The sequence below is a fragment of the Wenzhouxiangella sp. XN24 genome (assembly GCF_011064545.1).
Taxonomy (GTDB): domain Bacteria; phylum Pseudomonadota; class Gammaproteobacteria; order Steroidobacterales; family XN24; genus XN24.
This window is the reverse complement of the sequence record NZ_JAAMFG010000026.1, coordinates 163,786-181,623: the sequence shown is the minus strand read 5'-3', so window position 1 is coordinate 181,623 and position 17,838 is coordinate 163,786. Positions and strand designations below refer to the sequence as shown.

Annotated in this window: 20 protein-coding genes and 1 tRNA gene; 10 read left to right on the top strand and 11 right to left on the bottom strand. The window is 65.3% G+C overall.

From position 1 onward, the window contains the following. Positions 1–2 precede the first annotated feature (2 nt). Genes sufU through G6032_RS03620 form a run of 6 tightly spaced genes read right to left on the bottom strand, consistent with a single transcriptional unit; the run spans position 3 to position 5,717 of the window. The gene (gene sufU / locus G6032_RS03645) at positions 3–446 is read right to left on the bottom strand and encodes a Fe-S cluster assembly sulfur transfer protein SufU (RefSeq protein ID WP_165280776.1); all 444 of its coding nucleotides are present in this window, start codon (positions 444–446) and stop codon (positions 3–5) included. Next, the gene (locus G6032_RS03640) at positions 446–1,702 is read right to left on the bottom strand and encodes a cysteine desulfurase (RefSeq protein ID WP_165280775.1); all 1,257 of its coding nucleotides are present in this window, start codon (positions 1,700–1,702) and stop codon (positions 446–448) included. Before G6032_RS03640 ends, sufU begins: the two co-directional genes overlap by 1 nt. Beyond that, positions 1,699–3,009, bottom strand: a complete 1,311-nt coding sequence (gene sufD / locus G6032_RS03635) for a Fe-S cluster assembly protein SufD (RefSeq protein WP_165280774.1) — start codon at positions 3,007–3,009, stop codon at positions 1,699–1,701. The genes G6032_RS03640 and sufD overlap by 4 nt, the downstream gene beginning before the upstream one ends. After that, entirely contained in the window at positions 3,006–3,761 is a 756-nt protein-coding gene (gene sufC, locus G6032_RS03630; protein ID WP_165280773.1) for a Fe-S cluster assembly ATPase SufC, read from the bottom strand. Before sufC ends, sufD begins: the two co-directional genes overlap by 4 nt. Positions 3,762–3,780: 19 nt before the next feature. Continuing rightward, the gene (gene sufB / locus G6032_RS03625; RefSeq protein WP_165280772.1) at positions 3,781–5,229 is read right to left on the bottom strand and encodes a Fe-S cluster assembly protein SufB; all 1,449 of its coding nucleotides are present in this window, start codon (positions 5,227–5,229) and stop codon (positions 3,781–3,783) included. Between the two features lie 17 nt (positions 5,230–5,246). Then, positions 5,247–5,717: an SUF system Fe-S cluster assembly regulator gene (locus tag G6032_RS03620; RefSeq protein WP_165280771.1), complete on the bottom strand. Its 471-nt coding sequence runs from the start codon at positions 5,715–5,717 to the stop codon at positions 5,247–5,249. Between the two features lie 251 nt (positions 5,718–5,968). Between G6032_RS03620 and G6032_RS03615 the strand changes: the two genes are divergently transcribed. The 6 genes from G6032_RS03615 to G6032_RS03590 all read left to right on the top strand — a co-directional run bounded on the left by G6032_RS03615 (position 5,969) and on the right by G6032_RS03590 (position 10,169). Continuing rightward, positions 5,969–6,991: a class I fructose-bisphosphate aldolase gene (locus tag G6032_RS03615; protein ID WP_165280770.1), complete on the top strand. Its 1,023-nt coding sequence runs from the start codon at positions 5,969–5,971 to the stop codon at positions 6,989–6,991. Positions 6,992–7,075: 84 nt separating this feature from the next. Then, on the top strand, positions 7,076–7,870 hold the full coding sequence (locus G6032_RS03610; RefSeq protein WP_346763755.1) for an ATP-binding cassette domain-containing protein: 795 nt from the start codon (positions 7,076–7,078) through the stop codon (positions 7,868–7,870). A gap of 61 nt (positions 7,871–7,931) precedes the next feature. After that, the gene (gene mlaE / locus G6032_RS03605) at positions 7,932–8,705 is read left to right on the top strand and encodes a lipid asymmetry maintenance ABC transporter permease subunit MlaE (RefSeq protein WP_346763754.1); all 774 of its coding nucleotides are present in this window, start codon (positions 7,932–7,934) and stop codon (positions 8,703–8,705) included. A 4-nt stretch (positions 8,706–8,709) separates the two neighbouring features. Beyond that, a complete protein-coding gene (mlaD, locus tag G6032_RS03600; protein WP_165280769.1) occupies positions 8,710–9,174 on the top strand; it encodes an outer membrane lipid asymmetry maintenance protein MlaD in 465 nt (154 codons plus the stop codon). A 3-nt stretch (positions 9,175–9,177) separates the two neighbouring features. Continuing rightward, a complete protein-coding gene (locus G6032_RS03595; protein WP_165280768.1) occupies positions 9,178–9,816 on the top strand; it encodes an ABC transporter substrate-binding protein in 639 nt (212 codons plus the stop codon). Further along, on the top strand, positions 9,813–10,169 hold the full coding sequence (locus G6032_RS03590; protein WP_165280767.1) for an STAS domain-containing protein: 357 nt from the start codon (positions 9,813–9,815) through the stop codon (positions 10,167–10,169). Before G6032_RS03595 ends, G6032_RS03590 begins: the two co-directional genes overlap by 4 nt. On the opposite strand, the gene G6032_RS03585 is transcribed toward G6032_RS03590, so the two are convergent. From G6032_RS03585 to G6032_RS03565, 5 genes are all read right to left on the bottom strand, one after another. After that, positions 10,170–10,937: a VacJ family lipoprotein gene (locus G6032_RS03585; RefSeq protein WP_165280766.1), complete on the bottom strand. Its 768-nt coding sequence runs from the start codon at positions 10,935–10,937 to the stop codon at positions 10,170–10,172. It abuts the gene before it with no gap. A 66-nt stretch (positions 10,938–11,003) separates the two neighbouring features. After that, positions 11,004–12,464 (bottom strand): M48 family metalloprotease, encoded by a 1,461-nt coding sequence (locus G6032_RS03580; RefSeq protein ID WP_165280765.1) that lies wholly within the window; start codon positions 12,462–12,464, stop codon positions 11,004–11,006. A 69-nt stretch (positions 12,465–12,533) separates the two neighbouring features. Beyond that, positions 12,534–13,943, bottom strand: a complete 1,410-nt coding sequence (locus tag G6032_RS03575) for a PhoH family protein (protein WP_206211782.1) — start codon at positions 13,941–13,943, stop codon at positions 12,534–12,536. A gap of 55 nt (positions 13,944–13,998) precedes the next feature. Further along, entirely contained in the window at positions 13,999–14,466 is a 468-nt protein-coding gene (locus tag G6032_RS03570; protein WP_165280763.1) for a peroxiredoxin, read from the bottom strand. A gap of 20 nt (positions 14,467–14,486) precedes the next feature. Continuing rightward, on the bottom strand, positions 14,487–15,017 hold the full coding sequence (locus G6032_RS03565) for a glycine cleavage system protein R (protein ID WP_240901946.1): 531 nt from the start codon (positions 15,015–15,017) through the stop codon (positions 14,487–14,489). Between the two features lie 186 nt (positions 15,018–15,203). On the opposite strand from G6032_RS03565, the gene dapA reads away from it, so the two are divergent. From dapA to G6032_RS03545, 4 genes are all read left to right on the top strand, one after another. Next, positions 15,204–16,085, top strand: a complete 882-nt coding sequence (dapA, locus tag G6032_RS03560; protein WP_165280761.1) for a 4-hydroxy-tetrahydrodipicolinate synthase — start codon at positions 15,204–15,206, stop codon at positions 16,083–16,085. Beyond that, entirely contained in the window at positions 16,082–16,780 is a 699-nt protein-coding gene (locus tag G6032_RS03555; RefSeq protein WP_165280760.1) for a nuclear transport factor 2 family protein, read from the top strand. The genes dapA and G6032_RS03555 overlap by 4 nt, the downstream gene beginning before the upstream one ends. A gap of 85 nt (positions 16,781–16,865) precedes the next feature. Beyond that, positions 16,866–16,956 (top strand) — tRNA-Ser (locus tag G6032_RS03550). Positions 16,957–17,146: 190 nt separating this feature from the next. Continuing rightward, on the top strand, positions 17,147–17,833 hold the full coding sequence (locus G6032_RS03545; RefSeq protein WP_206211781.1) for a DUF3047 domain-containing protein: 687 nt from the start codon (positions 17,147–17,149) through the stop codon (positions 17,831–17,833). Positions 17,834–17,838 lie beyond the last annotated feature (5 nt).

The window sequence follows — 17,838 nt, the reverse complement described above, 5'->3', positions numbered from 1 at the left end:
CCTTACTCGGTGCTGACGACACCGCCCCCGGCGAGGGCGGAATGAATGGTATGCCAGCATAGGCTGGCGCATTTCACGCGGCTTGGATAAGCCCGCACGCCGGCGAGCGCGGCCAGCTTGCCCACCGTGTCGATATCGGCTTCCTCGGTCCCGGTCAGCATGCCGTGGATGCGCTCGTAGAGCGCATCCGCCTCCGGCCGTGTCAGGCCGCGCAGCGACTCCGTCATGAGTGATGCCGAGGCCACGGAAATGGCGCATCCGGAACCCTCGAATGATACATCCTCGATACGGTCGTCGGCACCCATGCGTACATAGACCTGCAGCTTGTCGCCGCACAGGGGATTGAGGCCTTCGGCGTGCTCGCAGGGCGGCGGAATCTTGCGGAAATTCCGCGGATTGCGGTTGTGATCGACGATGACGTCCCGATAGAGATCCGCCAGGTCCATCAGGCGAACACCTCGCGCGCCTGCAGCAGCGCCGCGGCAAGCCTGTCGATCTCGTCCTTCGTGTTGTAGAAGGCGAACGATGCGCGCGCGGTGGCGGGCACGCCGTAGTACTCCATGACCGGCATGGCGCAGTGATGGCCTGTGCGGATCGCGATGCCCGCATGATCGACGATCGTGCCGATGTCGTGCGGATGCACGCCCTCGAGCGCGAAAGAGATCACGGCGGCCTTGTGCGGCGCGGTGCCGATGATCCTGAGGCCATCGAGCGCACCGAGCGTGGCGCTGCCGTAGTGAAGCAATTCCTGCTCCCAGGCGGCGGCGGCGTCGAAGTCGATCTGCTCGAGATAGTCGATCGCGGCGCCGAGCCCGATGGCGCCCGCGATATGCGGGGTTCCGGCCTCGAACTTCCATGGCAGGTCGTTGTACGTGGTCTTCTCGAAGCTCACCGAGAGGATCATGTCGCCGCCGCCCTGCCAGGGCGGCATGGCGCGCAGCAGGGCCTCGCGACCCCAGAGCACGCCGATGCCGGTCGGACCGAACAGCTTGTGCCCCGAAAAGGCGTAGAAGTCGCAATCCAGCGCCTGCACGTCGACGCGCATGTGCGGCACGCCCTGCGCGCCGTCCAGCAGCACCAGCGCGCCGGCGGCGCGTGCGAGCCTGACCAGGGAGGCCACGGGATGGATGGTGCCGAGCGCGTTGGAGACATGGCCGAAGGCCAGCAGGCGGGTGCGCGGACCGATGATCGACTCGGCCGCACCCAGGTCGATCTCACCGCTCTGGGTCATCGGAATGACCTTCAGCGTGGCCCCGGTCTGCTCGCAGAGCATCTGCCAGGGAACGATGTTGGCGTGGTGCTCGAGATGCGATATCACGATCTCGTCACCGGCGCCGACGTTTGCCCGCCCCCAGCTTTGCGCTACCAGGTTGATCGCCTCGGTGGTCCCGCGCGTGAAGATGACTTCGCGGCTCGATTGCGCATTGAGGAAGGCGGAGATCTTTTCGCGGGCGCCTTCGAAAGCCTCGGTGGCCCGCTGGCTCAGGGTATGCACGCCGCGATGCACGTTGGCGTGGTCGCGCCGGTAATACTCGGCCATGGCCTCGATGACCTGGCTGGGCCGCTGCGCGGAGGCCGCGCTGTCGAGGTAGGCGAGGGGCTTGCCATGCACCTCCTGGTGCAGCACGGGAAAGTCCTGCCGGACGGCTTCCACGTCGAAAGCAGCGGCTGGCGGAGTGGCTCGCAGTGTGGCTTCGCTCATGTGAACTCCCTGATGCGATCCGCATCCGGCAGGCGACCGACGACGAGCTGTTCGGCATGGCGCCGCACGGGCGCGAGTGTCATGCGTGCCATCACCTCGTCCGCGAAAGCGAACGTCAGCAGGCTGCGGGCGGTCTCTTCGTCGATACCGCGCGTGCGCAGGTAAAACAGCGCCGCCGTGTCGAGTTGCCCGGTGGTGGCCCCGTGAGCGCATTTCACGTCGTCCGCGTAGATTTCAAGCTCCGGCTTGGTGTCCACCTCGGCGTCGGGCGACAGGAGCAGGTTGGCGTTGGACTGGCGGGCGTCGGTGCCGGCCGCACCCGGATGAACGATGGCCTTGCCGTTGAACACGGCGCGGCTCTTGCCCGCGAGAACGCCGCGATAAAGCTCGTCGCTGCGGGTTCGCGGGACCGCGTGGTCCACGCGCGTATGGCTGTCGGCGTGTTGCCGGTCGCGCACGACATACAGGCCGTTCATCTCCACCGAGGCTCCTGGTCCGGCGAGCTCGACATCCAGGTCGACACGCGCGATTCGGGCGCCCACGGAAAAGTTGTGGCTGACGAGGGTCGCGTCGCTCTCGATCCGCGCGGCCAGCGCGCCGATATGGAAGGCCTTGCCGGCTTGTTCCTGGATGCGGTAATGCTCGATCCTGGCGCCGGGGTGGAGGATCATCTCGGTCACGGGCAGGCTCAGCGACTCGCCGCGGCCCTCGCCATAGTGCTCGATGATCGTCGCGCGGCTGTTGGCGCCCGCGCGCAGCAAAACGCGCGGACAGGCCAGCGCGGGCGAGGCGCCTTCGACCGCCAGGAACACCAGTCGCAACGGCGCGGCGAGTTCCAGGCCGGCCGGGAGATCCAGCAGCACGCCATCGGTAAACAGGGCCGCGGACAGGGCGGCGAAACGATGCCGCTCGGGTCGGGCGATCCGTCCCAGCCATTCCCTGCACGCCGGATGGTCGGCGGCCACGGCCTGGGCGAGGGGCATCGCCACGGCATCCGCCGGCAGGTGACGGGTTTCGGTGAGCCGGCCGTTGACGAAGACGAGGGCAGGGCACTCCAGGCCGTCGATTGCAGGCACGGCCACGTCTGCTGCGCCCGCGTCCCCGAATTCACGTCGCGTCACCAGCTTGAGGTCGGTGTATTTCCAGTCCTCGTCCCGGCGGGACGGAAATCCCGCGGCCGAGAATTGCGCCAGCCCGGCCTGGCGCCGCTCCGCCAGCCACGCCGGCCCTTCGGCTCGCGCCGCGGCGGTTTCGATCCAGTCGGGCAATGACGGTGCGCTCACGGCACGCTCGGCGGCGACGCTCATGCCGCGTCGGCTCCGTCGCGCAACCAGTCGTAGCCGCGCGCTTCCAGTTCGTGGGCGAGTTCCTTGCCGCCCGAACGAACGATCCGCCCCCCAGACAGGACATGGACGAAATCCGGGACGATATAGTCGAGCAGGCGCTGGTAGTGCGTCACCACGATCATGGAACGTTCCGGGGATCGCAGGCTGTTCACGCCGTCCGCGACGACTTTCAGGGCGTCGATATCGAGGCCCGAGTCGGTCTCGTCGAGAACAGCGAGCGCCGGTTCGAGAACCGCCATCTGCAGCACTTCATTGCGCTTCTTCTCGCCCCCGGAGAATCCCTCGTTCACGCCGCGGTTGAGGAAGCTGTCATCCATCTGCATCAGCTTCGTCTTGTCCTTGATCCGGGCCAGGAACTCGAACGCGTCGAGCTCGGCTTCGCCACGATGCTTGCGGATGGCGTTCAGTGCCGCCTTGAGCAGGTAGACGTTGTTCACGCCCGGGATTTCCACCGGGTACTGGAAGGCGAGGAACACGCCCTCCCGCGCACGTTCTTCCGGGTCCATCTCCAGCAGGTCGTGACCGCGGTAGGTCACGCTCCCGCCGGTCACTTCCAGGTCGGGGCGTCCGGCGAGGACGCCGGCCAGCGTGCTCTTGCCGGAGCCGTTCGGGCCCATGATGGCATGCACTTCGCCGGGGCCGACCTCCAGGTCGAGTCCCTTGAGGATGTCGCGTTCGCCGGCGCGGGCGCAGAGATTGTTGATGCTTAGCATAAGAGCGTTTCCTGGTTGCTCAGCCGACCGCGCCTTCAAGGCTGACGCTCAGCAGGTTCTGGGCTTCGACAGCGAATTCCATGGGCAATTCGCGGAATACTTCCTTGCAGAAACCGTTCACGATCATGTTCACGGCGTCTTCTTCCGAAATGCCGCGCTGGCGGCAGTAGAACAGCTGGTCCTCGCTGATCTTCGAGGTGGTCGCTTCGTGTTCGACCACGGCCCCGGGATTGGCGATCTCCATGTACGGGAACGTGTGCGCGCCGCAGTCGCTGCCCATGAGCAGTGAATCGCATTGCGTGTGGTTGCGCGCACCCTCGGCGCTGGGGAGTATTTTTACGAGCCCGCGATAGGCGTTCTGTCCCCGCCCGGCGGAGATGCCCTTGGAGACGATGGTGCTCCGCGTGTTGCGGCCGATGTGAATCATCTTGGTGCCGGTGTCGGCCTGCTGGTAGTGATTCGTCAGCGCCACCGAGTAGAACTCGCCGACCGAGTTGTCGCCGCGCAGGATGCAGCTCGGGTATTTCCAGGTGATCGCCGAGCCGGTCTCGACCTGGGTCCACGAGATCTTGGCGTTGCGTCCCCGGCAGTCGCCGCGCTTGGTGACGAAGTTGTAGATGCCACCCACTCCGTTCTCGTCGCCCGGGTACCAGTTCTGCACGGTGGAATACTTGATCTCCGCGTCGTCGAGCGCGACGAGCTCTACCACTGCGGCATGCAACTGGTTCTCGTCCCGCATGGGCGCGGTGCAGCCTTCGAGGTAACTGACGTGGCTGCCTTCGTCGGCAATGATCAGGGTCCGCTCGAACTGTCCGGTGTTCGCAGCGTTGATGCGGAAATAGGTGGACAGTTCCATGGGGCAGCGGACGCCCTTGGGCACATAGACGAAAGACCCGTCGGTGAACACCGCGGAGTTCAGTGCGGCGAAGAAATTGTCTCCCGTGGGGACGACGCTGCCGAGGTACTGCTCGAGCAGTTCCGGATGCTCCTGCACAGCCTCGGAGAACGGGCAGAAGATGACGCCGGCCTCGTTGAGCTTCTTCTTGAATGTCGTCGCCACGGAAACGCTGTCGAACACCGCGTCGACCGCCACGCCTGCGAGGCGCGCACGCTCGTGCAGCGGGATGCCGAGCTTGTCGTAGGTTTCCAGCAGCTTCGGATCGACCTCGTCGAGGCTCTTCGGCCCGTCCGTTTTCTTTTTCGGCGCCGAATAGTACGAGATCGCCTGGTAGTCGATCGGCGCGATGTTCACGTGGGCCCAGTTGGGCTTCGGCATCGTCAGCCAGTGTTCGTAGGCCTTGAGGCGCCACTGCAGCAGGAAGTCCGGCTCCTTTTTCTTGAGCGAGATGAGCCGGATCACGGACTCGTCGAGTCCGGGCGGAACGGTGTCGGATTCGATGTCCGTCACGAAGCCGTGGCGGTACTTGCGTGCGACCAGTTCTTCGACGTCTTGCTGTCCGGTTGCCATCTCTACTCCCCGCGGCGTCAGCCGCGTTCCAGTCGTGCCGTCCTGCCGGGCGACGACACCAGGGTTCTCAAATCGACCCGCAGTCGGCGGCCCGTTTCCATGCTTGCCAGTTCGGCAAGGCTGATTTCTTCGAGCGCGCCGCGAATCGCGATATTGATCCGCTGCCACGCCGTGCCCACCAGGCACAGTGACTCCAGTTCGCAGCTGCCCAATTCGGTGGCGCACTCCGTCAGGGCCAGCGGCCCTTCCAGCGCATCGAGCACTTCCGCCGCGGTGATCTCTTCCGCCGGCCGGGACAGTGCGTAGCCGCCCTGGGCACCGCGGTGCGACGTCACCAGGCCCGCGCGCGCCAGGGATTTCAGGATCTTGCTGACCGTCGCGGCCGGCAGCCCGGTCTGCTCGGCAACCCCGCTGGCGCTCTGCGGCTTCGTCCCGGTGCCGGCGAGGTAGGCCAGCACACCGGTTCCGTAGTCCGTCAGGCGGCTCATTTTCAGCATCTGTGTCCCCGTTTCAGTCGGCCCGGCGCTCAATGGGAACCATTTTAGTCCTGATTGACTCCCGGGCCAACCCCGGGGGTGATTTCCCTGTTGTCGGGACGCCGGCAGCCATGGGACGTCTGCGGCCTGGTTCACGGGTGGAAAAAGGTCGCTATGCTAACATTAGTCGTTTGAAACAAGGCCATAATTCCCTCCCCGGGCGATCCCGGACGGGGCGGTCTTCAGCACGGGCGGAGGAAGCGATGAACCTCGACGGACTCAACAAGATAGCGCGCGCCATGGTGGCGCCCGGAAAGGGCATCCTGGCGGCGGATGAAAGCCACCCGACGATCAAGAAACGTTTCGATCCGATCGGTGTCGACAACACTGAGCAGAACCGGCGCGTCTATCGCGAAATGCTGTTCACCGCGCCCGGCATCGAGGACTGGATCGGCGGCGTGATCATGTTCGACGAGACCCTGCGCCAGCACACCGCGTCGGGCATTCCGTTCCCCGAGTTGCTGGCCGGCCGGGGAATCGTGCCCGGCATCAAGGTCGATGCCGGCGCCAAGCCGCTCGCGGGCTTCCCCGGGGAGACGGTCACCGAAGGGCTTGACGGCCTGCGCAAGCGGCTCGAGGAATATCGCTCCCTGGGCGCCGGCTTCGCCAAGTGGCGGGCCGTGATCGCGATCGGCGACGAGATTCCCACGGCCTTCTGTATCGAGGCCAATGCGCACGCCCTGGCACGCTACGCCGCGCTTTGCCAGGAAGCGGACATCGTGCCGATCGTGGAACCGGAAGTCCTGATGGACGGCGACCATGACCTCGCCCGCTGCGAGGCGGTCACCGACGCGGTCCTGCTGGAGGTGTTCTCCGCCCTGGCGCGTCACCGCGTCGTCCTCGAAGGCATCGTTCTCAAGCCGAACATGGTCGTCGCCGGGCAGGATTGCCCGCAGCAGCCGACCGTCGAGGAAGTCGCGGAGGCGACCGTGCGTTGCCTGCGACGGCACGTGCCGGCCGCAGTCCCCGGGATCGCTTTCCTTTCGGGCGGACAGAGCGAGGAGGAGGCGACGGCCAATCTCGACGCGATGAACCGCCGCGGCCCGCACCCGTGGGAGCTTTCTTTCTCCTATGGGCGCGCCCTGCAGGCGTCCGCCTTGCGTGCCTGGGGCGGCGACAGCGCGCGCCTGGAAGCCGGGGCGCAGGCCTTCGCCCACCGGGCACGCATGAATCACCTGGCGCGCAGCGGCGACTACCAGCCCGCCCTCGAGTCCGGAGCGAGCTGAGTGGGCCAGCCCGGGGTCGAGGGGCCACGCCCGGCGGCGGCGTCACGCCCGGCGGTTCACTCCGGCTGTCCGGGCACCGACAACATCGTGTCGATCCGCGATCTCGCCTATGCCCGCGGCCAGACGATGATCTTCGACGGTCTCGATATCGATATCCGCCGCGGCGGCGTCACGGCGATCATGGGCCCCAGCGGGACAGGCAAGACGACGTTGCTGCGCCTCATTACGGGCCAGGAGCTTCCGGACCACGGCAGCGTGACCTTCGACGGCGCCGAGGTCACGAAAATGAGCCGCCGTGAACTGTTCCGCATGCGCAAGCGCGTCGGCATGCTGTTCCAGAACGGCGCATTGCTGACCGACCTGAGCGTGTATGACAACGTCGCGTTCCCGTTGCGCGAGCACACGCGGCTGTCCGAGCGGCTCATCCGTCATATCGTGCTCACGAAGCTGCATGCGGTCGGACTCCGCGGCGCCTGGCAGCTGATGCCCTCGCAGTTGTCCGGCGGGATGGCGCGGCGTGTCGCCTTGGCGCGCGCGATCGTCATGGATCCCGAGATCATCTATTACGACGAGCCCTTCGTCGGCCTGGACCCCATCTCGATGGGCGTCGTCGTGCGCCTCATCCGGCGCATGAACGACGCGCTCGGACTCACCAGCGTGGTCGTCACGCACGACGTGGACGAGGTCTCTTCCATCGCGGATTGCACTTTCCTGCTTTCCGAGGGGCGCGTCGTCGCCTCGGGCACGCCGCAGGACCTGCAGGACCACCATTCCGAGACGGTGGTGCAGTTCATGGCGGGGATGGCCGACGGCCCGGTTCCTTTCCATTATCCCGCTCCCGACTACAGCGAGCAGCTGCTTTCGCGCGGCGACAAGTAACAGGGCGTTTCAAGGTGGGCAAAAACCGTTGAGCAACGCGACGATCAGGGGACTGCGCCGGGTGGGTCTCGAGGTGCTTTATTCGCTGCGCGGGTTTTTCGGCACCTTTGGCGCCGGCCAGCTGTTCCTGCTGCGGATCATCGTCAACATGCCGTATGCGCTGGCGCGGCCCCGCCTGATCATCAGGCAGGTGTATGTGACGGGCGTGCAATCGCTGGTGGTGATCATGCTGGCCGGGTTCTTCGTCGGCATGGTGCTCGCGCTGCAGGCGCACCTGACGCTGTCGCGGTTCGGCGCGGAGGACACGATCGGCATGGTGGCGGCGCTCGGGCTGGTCCGGGAACTCGGACCGGTGGTCACCGCGCTGCTGTTCGCGGGGCGCGCCGGGACGGCCCTGTCCTCGGAAATCGGCCTGATGCGCGCGACCGACCAGCTGTCCGGCATGGAGATGATGGCCGTCGACCCCATCAAGCGCGTGGTCGTGCCCCGTTTCCTGGGCGGCGTCATCGCGATGCCGATCCTCGCGGTCATTTTCAGCGCGATGGGCATTTTCGGGGCCTGGCTGGAAGGCGTGATCATCCTGGGCGTGGACGAGGGAGCTTTCTGGTCGCAGATGCAGGCCCAGGTCGATCTGCGGGACGACGTGATGTCCGGCGTCATCAAGAGCTTTTTCTTCGGCATCGCAGCCAGCCTGCTCGCGGTCTTCGAAGGTTATAATTGTGTACCTACCGCCGAAGGGGTAGGGCGCGCCACGACCCGTGGCGTGGTCCATACTTCATTGACCGTCCTGGTACTGAATTTCATGCTCACGGCCTGGCTGTTGGGAGGGAACTAGAGCTATGCAGCAAACACGCGCTGTGGAACTCGGCACCGGATTATTTGTCTTTATGGGCATACTGGCGCTGTTTTTCCTCACGACGAGAGTCACGAGCTTCGACGCTTACGAGGGCGGGGAAGGTTACGAGCTCACGGCCCGCTTCGACCAGGTCGGCAGCCTCAAGACGCGCTCACCCGTATCGATTGCCGGCGTGCAGATCGGCCGGGTCACCGCGGTGGAATTCGACAACGAGCGGCTCGAGGCGGTCGTGACGATGCGGATCGCGTCCCGCTACGACCAGATCCCGAGCGATTCGGATGCCAGTATCCTGACCCAGGGCATCCTGGGCGGCCAGTATGTCGGCCTGCAGCCGGGCGGGGCCGAGGACTATTTCGCGGATGGCGACGAGATCCTGTTTACCCAGTCGGCCGTCGTTCTCGAACAACTCATCAGCAAGTACCTGTTCAGCCAGGGCGGCGGAGAATAGAAAATGAATGTGAGAATGATGCGGATGAGGATTGCTGTCGCGATGCTCGCGATAGGCGCGGTCACGGCGGCAGCTGCGTCGCACGCGCAGGAGGCGCCGGAGCGCACGCCGGAACAGGTGATTCGTGATGCGTCCGACCTGACCATGGAAGCCATCGAGGGGCGTCGCGAGGAGCTCGCGAAGGATGCGGAAGCGCTGTTCGCTATCGTAGACGAAGTGCTGCTGCCGCGCTGGGACCGGCAATACACCGGACAGCTCGTCATGGGCCGCTACTGGCGCGAGGCCACGCCTGAACAGCGCGAGGAATTCATCACGGCGCTTTATCGCAAGCTCCTCGGCAGCTACGGAGACGGCATCCTCGAATACGAAGCCGACCAGCTGCGTATCACCGGGACCCGTGGTGATCCGGCGGAAGGCCGCGTGATGGTCGATTCGGAGGTGCGGCTGGAAGACGGCACGCCCGTGCCGATCAGTTATCGGCTGCGCCTGGTGGACAATCGCTGGTTGCTCTACGACGTCGTGGTGGAGGGCATTTCCTACGTGACGAACTACCGGAACCAGTACGCCAGCGAGTTCCGCGCCAAGGGCGTGGAAGGGGTCATCGAGGAGCTCCGCGCCGAACTCGAGAGCGGCGATTCTTGAGTGCGGCCGCGGACACAATCGCCGAGATCGGTCCCGGGCAGGTCGAGTTCGAGGATCGCGGCGAGGGACGCTTTGCCGTTCGTGGCGACCTGAGTTTCCAGACGGTGGTCGGCGCTCTTGAGGAGAGCAGGGAACTGTTCGCGCCCTACTCGACACTGGAGGTCGACCTCGGCGAGGTCAGACGGGCCGACAGCGCAGGCCTCGCTTTGCTGCTCGAATGGGTGAACTGGGCGAGGAACAGCGCGCGCGAGATCAGCTTTCATCGCATCCCCGCGCAAATCGTGTCCATCGCGCAGATCAGCGAAGTGGAATACATGCTTGACCGGGCCGCACGCTGGACGAGCGGCGACTAGCTAGCGATCGCCCTCCGGCGGGGCGTCATCGGTCCAATCCTCGTCGTCCCAGAGTTCGTCTTCGAAATCGAGGCCGATGTCCTCGTCTGCGCCGCCAGGTCCGCGAATCTCGAATTCAACGTTCTGTCGATAGGACTCCCGCACGAAGATGTAGGGGTCCGGCGCACGATCGATCATCCGGTCGATCGAGAGCAGGCGTTGCCGCGTGTTGATGATCTCGAGCGCCAGCAGCTTGTCGCGGATGCTCCGTTCGTCATCGAGATAATTCCAGATGAGGTCGGTCTCAAAGCGCGCGCCGATACCGGCCACCCCCCGGGCCGAGCTGGGGCCGAGGAACGGCAGCATCAGGTAGGGACCCGACGGCACGCCCCACTTCCCGAAGGTCTGGTCGAACGTAGCGCTCTGGCGTTCCAGCCCGATCGAGGTCGCGGGATCGAGCAGGCCGAACATGCCGAGGGTCGTATTCATCACGAATCGCCCGGACTGCTTGCCGGCTTCGGCGAGGTTGCCCTGCAACAGGTGGTTGAGGACCAGGATCGGACTGTTCACGTTGCGGAAGAAGTTCGTGATGCTGGACTTGACCGGGCTCGGCAGCACGTAGTCGTAGCCCTCTGCCAGCGGTTTGAGCAGGTACTTGTCGGCCGTGCGGTTGAACGCGAATACCTGGCGGTTGAGCGGTTCCAGGGGGTCGTAGTTGCTGCTCTCGTCCCGCCCTCCGGCTGTGGAGGCGCAGCCGGCCAGGAGGGCCAGCGAGAGTGAGGCCACCATGAGGGCTGGCAGCCGCCTGCGTATCGTCTCCAAAAACATCTTTCCTGCTCCGCTCGTCCAGTTTGGTTATTCGTCGTTGTTGCTGCCACGCCGGCTGGCACGGCGCTGCTGCAGAAAGGGCTCGAGCTCCGCGATCCGCGCCTCGAAGCGTGCCCGTTGCCAGGCCTGCAGCTCCGGCTCGAGCAACGCCAGGCGCAGCTTGTCCAGGGCCATGTCCAGTTCGCCTGTGAGCAGATGATACTCGGACATATAGAACAGCGCTTCTGCGTGGAGTCCGGCCGCATCGGCGGCATTGGCGATGAGGCGTACCTGGGGCGGGGTCGGCCGTACGACGTTGAAGATATCCAGCAGGATCGCATGGGCCCGGTCGAAGTTGCGCGTGCGGAGCAGCGCTTCGGCGTGGCGCACCGTCAGCGGTCGGTTACGCGGGAAGAGCCGCGTGGCATGCGCAAAGACCTCGAGCCCCTCGGCATGCCGCCCTGCCAGGATCAGTGCTTCCCCGAGCGCGGAATGGAACGCCACCGTGGTGGGGTGCTCGTCGACGAGCGCCTGGAACTGCCTGGCGGCCTCCGGGTAACGTCCTGCACGGAGCAGCGCCAGGCCATGGCCGTAGCGATGGCCCAGCGCCCCGAAGTCCGGCTCGGCTCCGGGTGGACTCGCAAAGCGTCGCAGTGCTTCGTCGGTCGAGCGTGCGTTGAGTACGTGGATCCGCGCCCGCATCAGCTCGTAGGTCGAGCTTTCCCGGACCTCCGCGACAGGCGTCCGCTCCGCGCGATCGCGGGTTTCGGCGATTCGGGTGCTGGTGAGCGGATGTGTCTGGAGAAACTCTGGGAGGCGTGATCCAGGCATGGCAGCCTGCCGGGACAGGACTTCGAAAAAGGACGGCATGCCCATGGGGTCGAAGCCCGCGCGCGCCAGGTACTGCAGTCCGACCCGGTCCGCCTCGTACTCGTTGGCGCGCGTGTAATTGATCTGCTCCTGGATCGCCAGGCCCTGTGCGCCGGCGATGACGGCCGGTACGGCATCCCCGCCGGCACCCAGCAAAATGGCCGCGAGGACGGCCGCCGTCGCGAGCATGCTGGATCGCCCGGTACCCGCGATCCGGCGGGCGATATGTTTCTGGATGACGTGCGCGACCTCGTGAGCGAGAACACCCGCGAGCTCGCTCTCGCTGCGGGTCGCCGTGATCAGTCCGCTGTTGATTCCTACGTAACCGCCGGGCAGTGCGAACGCATTGATCGCGTCGTCGTTGACGACGAAGAAATTGAACGTGTGCTCGCCTTCGTGCGCCTGCGAGGCGACGCGCTGGCCGAGATCGGAAATGTACTCCGCTATCTCGGGGTCTTCGAGCACGCTGTCCTGTTCCCGGAGCTGCCGCAACACGCTGCGTCCGATCGCCTCGGCCTGGCTTCGCGTGAACACGGTGTCCGCCGGGCTGCCGATGTCGGGCAGGTCCCTGTGCGGGTCCGCGCCGCTGACCGCGGTCAGCAGCGAGGCAGCCAGGACGATGAAAAAACGTTTCAGCATGGGGGTTCCGTTGACCTGGCGAGGGGAACGCCTGTCACTAAGACAGGCGGACCGCGGAAGCGGTTCCCCTCAAAGGGCATCCGACGCGTAGTCGGCCAGCCGGGAGCGCTCGCCGCGCATCAGCGTGACGTGGCCCGAATGCGGCCAGCCGCGAAAACGATTCACGACATAGGTCAGGCCGGACGTGGTTTCCGTGAGGTAGGGCGTATCGATCTGCGAGATGTTGCCGAGGCAGACCATCTTCGTCCCCGGTCCGGCCCGGGTGATCAGGGCTTTCATCTGTTTCGGGGTCAGGTTCTGGGCTTCATCGATGATGATGAAGCGATTGAGGAAAGTGCGCCCGCGCATGAAGTTGAGCGAGCGGATCTTGATCCGGCTGCGCAGCAGGTCCTGGGTTGCGGCGCGGCCCCAGTTACCCCCTTCCTCGGTTTGCGTCAGCACCTCGAGGTTGTCCATGAGCGCGCCCATCCACGGTTCCATTTTCTCCTCTTCGGTGCCGGGGAGAAAACCGATGTCCTCGCCCAGCGGTACCGTGACGCGGGTCATAATGATCTCGCGGAAACGGCCGGCATCCAGGGTCTGGGTGAGTGCAGAGGCGAGTGTGAGCAGGGTCTTCCCCGTGCCGGCGGGGCCGAGGATGGTCACGAAGTCGACGCTCTCGGACATCAGCAGGTTGAGGGCGAAATTCTGCTCACGGTTGCGTGCGGTGATGCCCCAGACGTTGTTGCGCCCGCGGTAGTCCGCGGCCAGTTCGATGACGGCGGCGTCGCCGTCGACTTCATGCACCAGCGCCTCGAAATGACTGTCATCCTCGAGGTAAAGGAACTGGTTGACGTGCCAGTCCGCCACCCGTTCGCCCTTGACCCGGTAAAAGGTACGACCTTCTTCCTTCCAGGAATCCATCTCGCGGCTGTGGGATTCCCAGAAATCGGCTGAAAGTTCTTCGGCGCCCGAGTAGAGCAGGTCGAGATCTTCGAGGGTCCGGTCACTGTAGTAATCCTCGGCATGGACGCCGAGAATCGTCGCCTTGATACGCAGGTTGATGTCCTTGGAAACCAGCGTCACCCGGGCATCCGGGTGCGCTTCCTGCAGCATGAGGCAGTTCTCGAGGATCGAGTTGTCCGCCCGGTTGCCCGGCAGGGTATCGGGAAGCAGAGGCTGGTTCGGACGCGTCTGGAAAAACAGCCGTCCCGGACGGCGATTCCCCGGTCCGTTCAGCCGGTGTTCTCCCGGAATCTCGATGCCGTGGTCGATATGCTGCTTGTCGGCGCCGTTGATCATCTGGTCGATGAAACGGCTGACCTGGCGCACGTTGCGCGCCGCCTCCGACATGCCTTTCTTACCGGCGTCGAGTTCCTCGAGCACCACCATCGGCAGGTGAATATCGTGTTCGTCGAAGCGGAAAAGCGCGGCCGGATCGTGCATCAGCACGTTGGTATCGAGAACGAAGACGCGACGTTGATTTTCCGTGGTGTTCAATGGGACTCCTGCCATTACCGGCGGGTTTGCATCGGACTCGACAGGATGGCGGGACTCAGAGCGTCTTGGCGGCCTCGAGGACCTCTTCCACGTGACCAGGCACTTTGACCTTGCGCCATTCCTGGCGGAGCACGCCCTGCTCGTCGATGAGAAAGGTGCTGCGTTCCACGCCCATCACCTTGCGTCCGTACATGTTCTTCTCGCGCATCACGTTGAAGATCGTGCACAGTTTTTCGTCGGCGTCGGAAATCAGTTCGAAGGGAAAGTCGAATTTGCTCTTGAATTTCTCGTGCGAGGCGACGCTGTCACGGGAGACTCCGACGATCTCGGCGCCGGCGTCCTGGAAGGCGGCGTAATGGTCGCGGAAACCCTGGCCTTCCAGGGTGCAGCCCGGCGTGTCGTCCTTGGGGTAGAAGAACAATACGAGTTTCCTGCCCTTGAAGTCACCGGGGCCCAGGGTTTTTTCGCTGGTTGCGGGCAGCTTGAAGGCGGGAATCTTCTTGCCAATAGCGGCAGTCGGCATGGTCTGGTCTCCTTTTCCGGTCAGCCCTTGACGGGTTCCATGATCGCATCGAGATTCAGGTGGTCGCAGAAATCCATGAATTCGTCGCGCAAGGCCGAGATCTGCAGGTTGCCGGGGATGTTCACCGTGATCTGGACCGAGAACATCGGCGCGCCCGTATGCGCAGCCGAGTAACTGCGGGTAGCCATTTCCGCTATGTCGATCTCGCGACTGGCGAAAAAGCTGGCCAGGTTGAAAACGATACCGGGCTGGTCCAGGCAGACGACGTCGATCGCGTAGGGCAACATGTCGGAGCGCGGCGCGCGCTCTTCGGTGCGCCGCATGGCGAGCGAGAGCCCCGATTGCTCCTCGACCTTCTTGAGCTCCGACTCGAGCCGCGCCAGCGTATGCCAGCTGCCGCTGACCAACAGCAGCATCGCGAACTCGGCTCCGAGTGCGATCATGCGGCTGTCGAGGATATTGCCGCCGCAGTCGAGCACGGCGCGCGTGAGATCGTGCACGACCCCGGAGCGGTCGCCGCCGACCGCGGATATCACTACCAGCTGTTTCAAAGGTTGTTGTCCGGACACGAAGGGGGAGTCTGGGCGAAGGATATGACAACGAGTGTACTCGGAACCGTCCCGGCTGCGAAGGGCGCGGTCGGCGATCAGCGCGCATTCACCGTGCTTGCCGCTCGAGGGAGCGACCGATACCATCACCTGTTGGATCAAAGGCGCTGTTGCGCCGGGAGACAGCCGATGTTCGGCGGCAGCATCGTGGCCCTGGTCACGCCGATGCATGGCGACGGTGACCTCGATCTCGAGGCGCTGGGGCGCCTGGTCGAGTTTCATGTCGAAGCCGGCACGGATGGCATCGTCATTGCCGGTACGACCGGAGAGTCACCCTGCCTGTCTTCGGCCGAGCTGGACCGGCTGATTCGTGCGGCGCTCGAGGCGGCCGCGGGGCGAGTCTCCATCATCGGCGGCAGCGGCAGCAATTCGACCGTCCGGGCGATCGAGCTCACGGCCGTGGTGCGCGAGGCCGGGGCGGCCGCGGCACTTGTCGTGACGCCGTATTACAACCGCCCCACCCAGGAGGGCCTGTTCCGGCATTACCAGGCAGTCGCACGGGCCGGCCTGCCCGTGATCCTCTACAATGTCCCGAGTCGCACCGCCTGCGACCTGCTCCCCGAGACCGTGGCGCGCCTGGCGGAGGTGCCCGGCATCGTCGCCGTGAAGGAGGCGGTCCCCGGCGCAGGCCGAATCGGCCGTCTCAGGGAATTGCTCGGCGATCGCCTGGACCTGTTGAGCGGGGACGATGCCACGGCGATGGATTTCCTGCTGGCGGGCGGAAACGGCGTCATCAGCGTGACGGCGAACGTGGCGCCGCGCCTCATGCACGGCCTCGCGGAGGCGGGATGCCATGGCGAACCACGCAAGGCGGCGGCGCTGAACGACCGGCTCGAGGGGCTTCACCGGGCCCTGTTCATTGAACCGAGCCCGATCCCTGTAAAATGGGCGGTGATGCAGATGGGCCTCATTCAATCCGGTATTCGGCTGCCACTGACGCCGCTCGAAGACCGCCATCATGACGAGGTGCGTGTCGCCATGGCGCGCGCCGGAGTGGAATACCGATCTTGATTTCCCCGATTCGAGGCTTCGGCCTGTTGATCATGGCGCTGGCCCTAGGCGGCTGCGCGACGCGTTCGGCCTGTGATCCCGGGCCTTACCTGGAAGCCGACACCAGCCCGCCGCTGGTGGTTCCGCCGGGGTTGGAAGCCCCGCCACAGCGCAGCGTGCTGCGCTTGCCCGACGCGCCTGGCGCCGGTGGGCGGTTGGCCTCCGATCCCGACGATTGCCTCATCGAACCGCCGCAGTTCTATGCCGAGCCAGGCCAACCGAACCCCGATGACCTGCCGGTGCGCCCGAGTTCCGTTGTCGTCGCAGGCTCGTCGGCGCCGACGCCGGGCACCACGCGCGTGACACGCGAAGTGACGGCCTTTCTCAACGACTGGTCCGGAGCCTGGACGCAACGGGACGCCGACGCCTGGCTGCGCTATTACGACAGCGATTACGCGCCCGCTGGGTACAGCGACGCTGCGGCGTGGCGCGAAGATCAGCGCAGCCGTTTCGAGATTCCGGCGACGACCCGGATCGACGCGGGCAGCGTGAGCGTCGAACCGCTTCCCGACGGCAATGCGAAGGTGCGCTTCGTGCAGCGTTTCGGGGCAGCCCCGGAGGAGCGCAGCGTGGTCAAGGAGATGATCCTGGTGCCCCGGACAGGAGGATCGCTTGCCTGGAGCATCGTGGACGAGCGCATCGTCGACGTTCTCTAGGCCGCTGGCTGCGCGCAATTCATTGAACCCCGTCCGCGGGTGGGTTACATTGCCCGGCCCCCGGCGCTTCGTGCCGGGCCCGGATGGAGAGGTGGCCGAGCGGTCGAAGGCGCTTGCTTGGAAAGCAAGTTTAGGGTAACCCCCTAACGCGGGTTCGAATCCCGCCCTCTCCGCCACTTACAGGTACTTCCTCACCTGGATTCGAACCCGCGTTAGCAATAAAGGAAGGGTTCGATCCGAGGCCGGCTTGCCGGCCGACAGGCCGCCCCGCAGGGGCGGCCCATCCCGCCCTCTCCGCCAGATTACTGTGCTGGCGCTGGTCGGATTCGAACCCCGCATCGGGCGGGCCGAACCGGAGAAGCAAGCATGCAAAAGTCGCTTCTGGCTGGCCTGGCGCTGTCCTGCGCAACGCTGGCGCTCGCGGCATCGGAGCTCCTGATCGGAGACTTTTCCGACGGCCTCGCCGCCTGGGAGGAGCGCAGTTTCTCCGGCGAGACGCGCTATCGCGTGGTGGAGCTGGACAATCGCGCCGCGCTGGAAGCCATTGCCGACGACAGTGCCAGTGCGCTGTACCGCGAAATCGAAATAGACCTGAAGAACACTCCCTGTCTGCACTGGACCTGGCGGATCGAGGCGCCGCTTGGCTCGGATACCGACGAGCGCAGCAAGGCGGGCGACGATTATCCGGCACGCCTCTACGTGGTGCGGCGCGGGGGGCTGGCGTTCTGGCGCACGCGGGCTCTCAACTACGTCTGGTCGAGTAATCAGCCCGTGGGCAGCCGCTGGGACAACGCTTACGCGGGCGAGAACGCCCGGATGTGGGCGCTCGACAGTGGCGCGACGAAAGCGGGCGAGTGGGTCAGCCACGTGCGCGATGTCCGGGCCGACTGGCGCGCGGCATTCGGCGAGGATATCGATACGCTGGACGGCGTGGCAGTGATGACGGATGCCGACGATACCGGTGGCGCGGCGCGCGCGTGGTACGCCGACATCCGGCTTTCCGCGTATTCAAGTGGCGCGGACTGTGTCCGCCCCGACGCCCCGCAGCGCTAGGACAG

Coding starts and splice junctions, on each gene's coding strand:
- dapA (WP_165280761.1), top strand. CDS start 15,204: ATGTTCGGCGGCAGCATCGTGGCCCTGGTCACGCCGATGCATGGCGAC.
- G6032_RS03640 (WP_165280775.1), bottom strand. CDS start 1,702: ATGAGCGAAGCCACACTGCGAGCCACTCCGCCAGCCGCTGCTTTCGAC.
- G6032_RS03595 (WP_165280768.1), top strand. CDS start 9,178: ATGAATGTGAGAATGATGCGGATGAGGATTGCTGTCGCGATGCTCGCG.
- G6032_RS03580 (WP_165280765.1), bottom strand. CDS start 12,464: ATGCTGAAACGTTTTTTCATCGTCCTGGCTGCCTCGCTGCTGACCGCG.
- mlaD (WP_165280769.1), top strand. CDS start 8,710: ATGCAGCAAACACGCGCTGTGGAACTCGGCACCGGATTATTTGTCTTT.
- sufD (WP_165280774.1), bottom strand. CDS start 3,009: ATGAGCGTCGCCGCCGAGCGTGCCGTGAGCGCACCGTCATTGCCCGAC.
- sufU (WP_165280776.1), bottom strand. CDS start 446: ATGGACCTGGCGGATCTCTATCGGGACGTCATCGTCGATCACAACCGC.
- sufB (WP_165280772.1), bottom strand. CDS start 5,229: ATGGCAACCGGACAGCAAGACGTCGAAGAACTGGTCGCACGCAAGTAC.
- sufC (WP_165280773.1), bottom strand. CDS start 3,761: ATGCTAAGCATCAACAATCTCTGCGCCCGCGCCGGCGAACGCGACATC.
- G6032_RS03615 (WP_165280770.1), top strand. CDS start 5,969: ATGAACCTCGACGGACTCAACAAGATAGCGCGCGCCATGGTGGCGCCC.
- G6032_RS03545 (WP_206211781.1), top strand. CDS start 17,147: ATGCAAAAGTCGCTTCTGGCTGGCCTGGCGCTGTCCTGCGCAACGCTG.
- G6032_RS03585 (WP_165280766.1), bottom strand. CDS start 10,937: ATGGTGGCCTCACTCTCGCTGGCCCTCCTGGCCGGCTGCGCCTCCACA.
- G6032_RS03570 (WP_165280763.1), bottom strand. CDS start 14,466: ATGCCGACTGCCGCTATTGGCAAGAAGATTCCCGCCTTCAAGCTGCCC.
- G6032_RS03620 (WP_165280771.1), bottom strand. CDS start 5,717: ATGAGCCGCCTGACGGACTACGGAACCGGTGTGCTGGCCTACCTCGCC.